The organism is Streptomyces sp. NPDC054840 (assembly GCF_053611065.1).
The window spans coordinates 1-5,563 of record NZ_JBSGZP010000499.1 but is presented as its reverse complement, the minus strand read 5'-3'; the positions used below and the strand labels follow the sequence as shown (position 1 = coordinate 5,563).

The window sequence follows — 5,563 nt, the reverse complement described above, 5'->3', positions numbered from 1 at the left end:
TCCGGGGGACGGGGCCGCCGCCATGTCCGGGCGCGTGCCGTCGGACGTCATGGCGTGACGGCTGTGGCGCTCCTCCCGGTGCGCGTGACTTCGCTCCCATGACGGCTCAGACCCTCGATGGCGCGAATCGGGGCTGCTAGCGTGACGCCGTTTGTCCAACGGGGAGGAGTTCGGGCCATGCTGGCTGGGCGGCGTATCAGGTTCACCGCGGTACTGGTGGCGGTCGTGTTCGCACTGACCGGGTTCTCGTCGCACGGCGGGAGCAGCAGCAGCGGGAGCAGCGGGAGCGGCGGCAAGAGCAAGAGCAAGAGCGGCAGCAGCGGTGGCGGGTGCTCCAGCTCCAAGAGCAAGAAGAAGAGCCACGGCAGCGGCAACAGCACGGCCACGGCCACCGCGTCGCCCGCCGGGAGCCCGAGCGGCGCCCCGGTCACGGCCGTGGTGGTCACCTGCGTCGGCGGCACCCCGCCGGTCACCACGGTCAGGTTCACCTCGAACGTGGACCGCAGGACGACCTTCTCGGTGAACCTGTACCGGGAAGGCGCGAACGGCGCCACCGTCGAGTCGACCGTCGTCGAGGAGACCCTGGGCGCCCGCGAGAGCCGCGTGGTCAGCGTTCCGCTCGAGGAGCCCTCGCGTGCGGGCGAGGTCACCACGTGCAGGCTCGACCGGCCCGCCGAATCGTCCGGCACCGGGACGCCGCGCCCGGCCACGACGACGTCGGGCGGCTCCCGGCCCACGCCCGGGTCCACCCCGAAGAAGCCCGGCCCGAAGTCCACGCGCAAGCCCTGAAGCCGCGCGTCAGCGCAGCCTGAACTCCGTACCCGGCCGCCGGGAGCCGAACAGCTCCGCCTGCCGCTCCGGCGCCAGGTTCCCCAGCGCGATCAGCGCCGGAGCCTGCGCCAGCGCCTGCTGGAGTGCGGCCTGCTTCGCCGACCACAGCGCTCGTACGGTGCCCTGCACGGCCTCCGTCGGGAAGCCGGCCAGGGTCTCGGCCGCCCGCAGGGCCGCCGGCAGCAGCGCGTCGGGCGCGGTCAGCTCCGAGACCAGTCCGATCTCGTGGGCCCGGCGCGCGGACAGCCGCTCGGCCGTGCCCATCAGGGACATCCGGGCCGCCTCGCCGAAGGGCATGCGCTGCGCCATGTGGACGGCCTCGTAGGCGCTGACCATTCCGTAGGTGGTGTGCGGGTCGAAGAAGGTGGCGGTCTCGGAGGCGATCAGGAACTCCGCCTCGCCCAGCAGGTAGAAGGCCCCGCCGCAGGCCATGCCGTTGACGGCGGCGATGACGGGCTTCCACAGGTCGCCCGCCTTGGGCCCGATGGCGATCAGCGGATCGTCGGCCGAGTAGGGGGAGGCGGGCTGCGGCACGTCGACGCCGCGGTCGATGCCGGTGCAGAAGGCGGCCGCTCCGGCGCCGGTCAGCACGACCGCCCGTACCTCCTCGGCGAACCGGAACTCCCGCCAGACGGTGCTTAGTTCGGCGGCGGTGTCCAGGTCGATGGCGTTGTGCCGGTGGACCCGGTCCAGGGTGACGACGGCGACCGCGGTCGCCTTGTCCCGTTCCACCCGCACGGTCATGACTTCTCCAGGACCCAGCGGGGTACGGCCATGCCGCCCGTCTCGGTGAAGACGACGTGCACCCGGGCGCCGATCCGCAGCCGCGCCGGGTCCACCGAGTCGAGCGGGGCGTCGGCCGAGGTCACCAGGTTCCCGGCGAGCCGGATGTGCGGGGCGTCGGCGAGCTCCACGAGGATCACGTTGTACGGGGCCTGCGCGGCGTAGGCGGGCAGCAGCGGCGGGTACGGCCGTACGTAGGACCAGATGCGGCCGCGGCCGCTCATGCGGCGCCACTCGCTGTCGAAGGACCGGCAGTGCGGGCAGCACGGGCGGGGCGGGAAGCGCAGCCGGCCGCAGGTGGCGCAGGCCTGGACGCGGAGCTCGCCCTGGGCGGCGTACTCCCAGAAGGGCGCCCCGTCCTCGTCGGGGACCGGCAGCAGCAGCTCGTCGGCGGCGGTGGAGGCGGTGGTCATCGGGTCAGCTCCTCAGCAGGATCGCGGACGTCGGCACTCCCTCGCCCGCCGTCACCAGGCAGGTCGCGGCGTCCGGCACCTGGGCGGTGGAGACGCCGCGCAGCTGCTTGACGCCCTCGTTGATCAGATTGAAGCCGTGCACGTACGCCTCGGACAGGCCGCCGCCCCCGGTGTTGATGGGGAGCCGGCCGCCCATCTCCAGGGCGCCGCCCTCGGTGAACGCGGCGCCCTCGCCGCGACCGCAGAAGCCGTAGCCCTCCAGGGAGAGCGGGATCAGCGGGGTGAAGGCGTCGTAGATCTGGGCGACGTCCACGTCCTGGGGCCCGAAGTCGGCCTGCTTCCACAGGTGGCGGGCGGCGGTCCAGGCGGGGCCGGACAGGGGGTCGTCGTTCCAGTAGTTGACCATGCCGTGGTGCTGGGCGGGCAGGCCCTGGGCGACGGAGTGGACGTAGACAGGTTTCTGCCGGCAGTCGCGGGCGCGCTCGGCGGAGACGATGACACAGGCCAGCGCCCCGTCGGTCTCCAGGCAGTTGTCGAAGAGGCAGAGCGGGTCGCTGATCACGCGGGAGGTCATGTACATCTCGCGGGTCAGCGGGCGCTCGTACATCATCGCGGCCGGATTGGCGTTGGCCCGGTTGCGGCAGGCCATCGCGACGTTGAAGAGGTGGTCGCGGGTGGCGCCGTACTCGTGCATGTAGCGGCGGGCGAGCATGCCGATCTCGTCGGCGGGGCGCAGCAGGCCGAAGGGTCTGGTCCACTGGCCGGGGGTGGGCAGCTGGGCGGCGGTGTTCTTCCAGGGGCGGGGGCCCGAGCCGCGCTTGCGGGAGCGCCAGGCGACGCCGACGGTGGCCTGGCCGGTGGCGACGGCGGAGGCGAGGTGGCCGACGGTGGCGCAGGAACCGCCTCCGCCGTAGCCGATCTTGGAGAAGAAGGTGACGTCGCCTGCGCCGATGGCCTTGGCGACCTCGACCTCGTCGGTCTCCTCCATGGTGTAGGAGGCGAAGGCGTCGACCTCGGAGGGATCGATGCCGGCGTCGGCGAGGGCCGCCAGGACGGCCCGGCAGGCCAACTCCTTCTCGGACTGCGGCAGTCGTTTGGCAAAGGCGGTCTGTCCGATGCCGACTATTGCCGTCGCGTCCTTGAGCGTTGCCGCCATCGCCACCTCCGGGGTGCGCCAGTACTGACAGCCGCGAAGGCTACAGCTAATCTGACGGATAGTCAGCTACTGGGTCTGCGGGAAGGTGGCACGCGATGGGCGACGACGGGCGCGACGACCGGCACGAGGACGTACGCGGGGACCTGCGCTGGGGCAGCATCGCGCGGCTCGTCCGGGCGGCGGCGGCACAGTACGCCGACCGCGAGGCCGTCGTCGACGGGCGCACCCGGATCAGCTACACGCAGCTCGGCGAACGCGTCGAGCGGGCCACCGCCGCCTGCGTCGCCGCCGGGATCGAGCCCGGCGACCGGGTCGCCGTCTGGGCCCCCAACACCCTGGAGTGGATCGTCTCCGCCCTCGGCGCCGTCTCGGCCGGCGCGGTGCTCGTCCCCCTCAACACCCGTTTCAAGGGCGCGGAGGCCGCGTACGTCCTGCAGCGCAGCCGGGCCCGGCTGCTCTTCGTCACCGGCACCTTCCTCGGCACCTCCTACGTCGCCTCCCTGCGCCGCGCCGCGGCCGAGGGCCCCGGTACCGGCCCGCTGCCCGGACTCCCGCACCTGGAACAGGTCGTCGTCCTCGCCGACGACGCCCCCGACTCCTTCCGCACCTGGAAGGACTTCCTGGCGGGCGGGGACGGCGTACCCGCCGCGGCGGTCCGCGAGCGCGCCGAGGCCATCCGCCCCGAGGCCCCCTCCGACATCATCTTCACCTCCGGCACCACCGGTAGCCCCAAGGGCGCGGTCATCACCCACGCCCAGTCCCTGCGCTGCTACGACGTGTGGAGCGAGCTCGCGGGACTGCGCGAGGGCGACCGCTACCTGATCGTGAACCCCTTCTTCCACACCTTCGGCTACAAGGCGGGGATCATCGCCTGCCTGATGCGCGGGGCCACGATGGTCCCGCAGCCCGTTTTCAACGTGGACACCGTCCTCGCGAACATCGCCGCCGAACGGATCTCCGTACTCCCCGGCCCGCCCACCCTCCACCAGTCGCTGCTCGACCACCCCCAGCGCGGCCACCACGACCTCTCCGCCCTGCGCCTGGTCGTCACCGGTGCGGCCGTGGTCCCCCTGCGGCTCGTCGAACGGCTGCGCGGCGAGCTGCGCATCGCCACCGTCCTCACGGCGTACGGGCTCTCCGAGGCCGGCGGCATCGTCACCATGTGCCGCCGCGGTGACCCCGCGGAGACCGTCTCCGCCACCTCCGGCCGGGCCATACCGGACACGGAGGTGGAGATCCTGGACGCGGACGGGCGGCCGCGGCCGCCCGGGCACGTGGGCGAGATCGCGGTCCGCGGCTACCACGTCATGCAGGGCTACTTCGAGGACCCCGAGGAGACCGCCCGCGCGATCACCCCCGACGGCCGGCTGCACACCGGCGACGTCGGGTACCTGGACGAGGACGGCAACCTGCGCATCACCGACCGGATCAAGGACATGTTCATCGTCGGCGGGTTCAACGCCTACCCCGCCGAGATCGAGCAACTCCTCGGCCTCCACCCGGACATCGCGGACGTCGCGGTGATCGGCGTTCCGGACCCGCGGCTGGGCGAGGTCGGCAAGGCCTACGCGGTCCGCCGCCCCGGCTCCACCCTCACCGCGGACGACCTGATCGCGTGGTCCCGCCGCGAGATGGCCAACTACAAGGTCCCGCGCGCGGTGGAGTTCGTCACGGAACTCCCCCGCAACGCGAGCGGCAAGATCCTCAAACGCGAACTGCGCACCGGATGAAGATCAGCGCTCCCTCGATGAGCTCGGTGTGCCGGGGAGCCTGGGGCAGGTGATCGAGGTCGTCCGCTTCCCAGCCGCTCGGGCGGGGCGGGAGCATCCATGCGGGGAGCTCGGCGGCCATGGTGTCCTCCATGGGGTGCGCTGGTTTCAGCCTTCTCGGCGGCGCCCCCGCATTCCGGGATACGGCGGGGCGGGCACGCTACCGGCGGCGGGCCAGGAGGAGGCGCCAGTGGGGGGTGCCGTCCGGTCGGCGGCCGAAGTGGTCCAAGGCGACCGTTTCCACCGTGAAGCCGGAGTCCGTGAGGTCCTCACGGACTCCGCCCAGCGGGAAGGTCCGGTAGTACATGACGAACGGGGGACGCCACACCGCGTTGCGCACCCGCATCGCCGCGTCGAAGCCCGTCGTCGCCCACCACACCGGGGAACCGAGCGGCAGCGGGGCGCCGATCGGGAAGGCGAAGACACCGCCGTCGCGCAGCGCGGCGTGGATCCCGGAGAAGAGCGCGGGCCGCTCCTTCGGGAGGAAGTGGCCGAAGGCGCCGAAGCTGACCGCCAGGTCGTACGTGTCGGCGAGGGCGGGCGGCAGGGCCCGCGCGTCGGCCCGTACGAAGTCCACGCGCCCGGCGTCCGTGCCGTACCGGCGGCCGGCC

At 72.8% G+C, this 5,563-nt stretch carries 6 protein-coding genes and 1 pseudogene; 2 read left to right on the top strand and 5 right to left on the bottom strand.

Annotation, left to right across the window (positions count from 1 at the left end; all coding sequences use genetic code 11):
- The first annotated feature begins 177 nt into the window (after positions 1-177).
- A complete protein-coding gene (locus tag ACWGIU_RS27905; RefSeq protein ID WP_453710302.1) occupies positions 178-789 on the top strand; it encodes a hypothetical protein in 612 nt (203 codons plus the stop codon).
- A gap of 9 nt (positions 790-798) precedes the next feature.
- Here the strand turns inward: ACWGIU_RS27905 and ACWGIU_RS27900 are convergent, their stop codons facing one another.
- The 3 genes from ACWGIU_RS27900 to ACWGIU_RS27890 are packed head-to-tail and all read right to left on the bottom strand — an operon-like array spanning position 799 to position 3,183.
- Positions 799-1,575, bottom strand: a complete 777-nt coding sequence (locus ACWGIU_RS27900; RefSeq protein WP_453710300.1) for an enoyl-CoA hydratase/isomerase family protein — start codon at positions 1,573-1,575, stop codon at positions 799-801.
- Complete coding sequence (locus tag ACWGIU_RS27895) at positions 1,572-2,027, bottom strand: Zn-ribbon domain-containing OB-fold protein (protein ID WP_453710298.1); 456 nt, start codon at positions 2,025-2,027, stop codon at positions 1,572-1,574. Before ACWGIU_RS27895 ends, ACWGIU_RS27900 begins: the two co-directional genes overlap by 4 nt.
- Positions 2,028-2,031: 4 nt before the next feature.
- A complete protein-coding gene (locus ACWGIU_RS27890; protein ID WP_453710296.1) occupies positions 2,032-3,183 on the bottom strand; it encodes a lipid-transfer protein in 1,152 nt (383 codons plus the stop codon).
- A 95-nt stretch (positions 3,184-3,278) separates the two neighbouring features.
- Here ACWGIU_RS27890 and ACWGIU_RS27885 point away from each other — a divergent pair, with 95 nt between their 5' ends.
- Entirely contained in the window at positions 3,279-4,913 is a 1,635-nt protein-coding gene (locus ACWGIU_RS27885) for a FadD3 family acyl-CoA ligase (protein ID WP_453710294.1), read from the top strand.
- Here the strand turns inward: ACWGIU_RS27885 and ACWGIU_RS27880 are convergent.
- Both ACWGIU_RS27880 and ACWGIU_RS27875 read right to left on the bottom strand, forming a co-directional pair.
- Positions 4,909-5,034 (bottom strand): annotated as a pseudogene (locus ACWGIU_RS27880) (Uma2 family endonuclease); the annotation flags it as partial. The gene ACWGIU_RS27885 and the pseudogene ACWGIU_RS27880 overlap by 5 nt on opposite strands.
- A gap of 78 nt (positions 5,035-5,112) precedes the next feature.
- On the bottom strand, positions 5,113-5,563 hold a 451-nt coding region (locus ACWGIU_RS27875; protein ID WP_453710292.1), incomplete at its 5' end, for an SAM-dependent methyltransferase.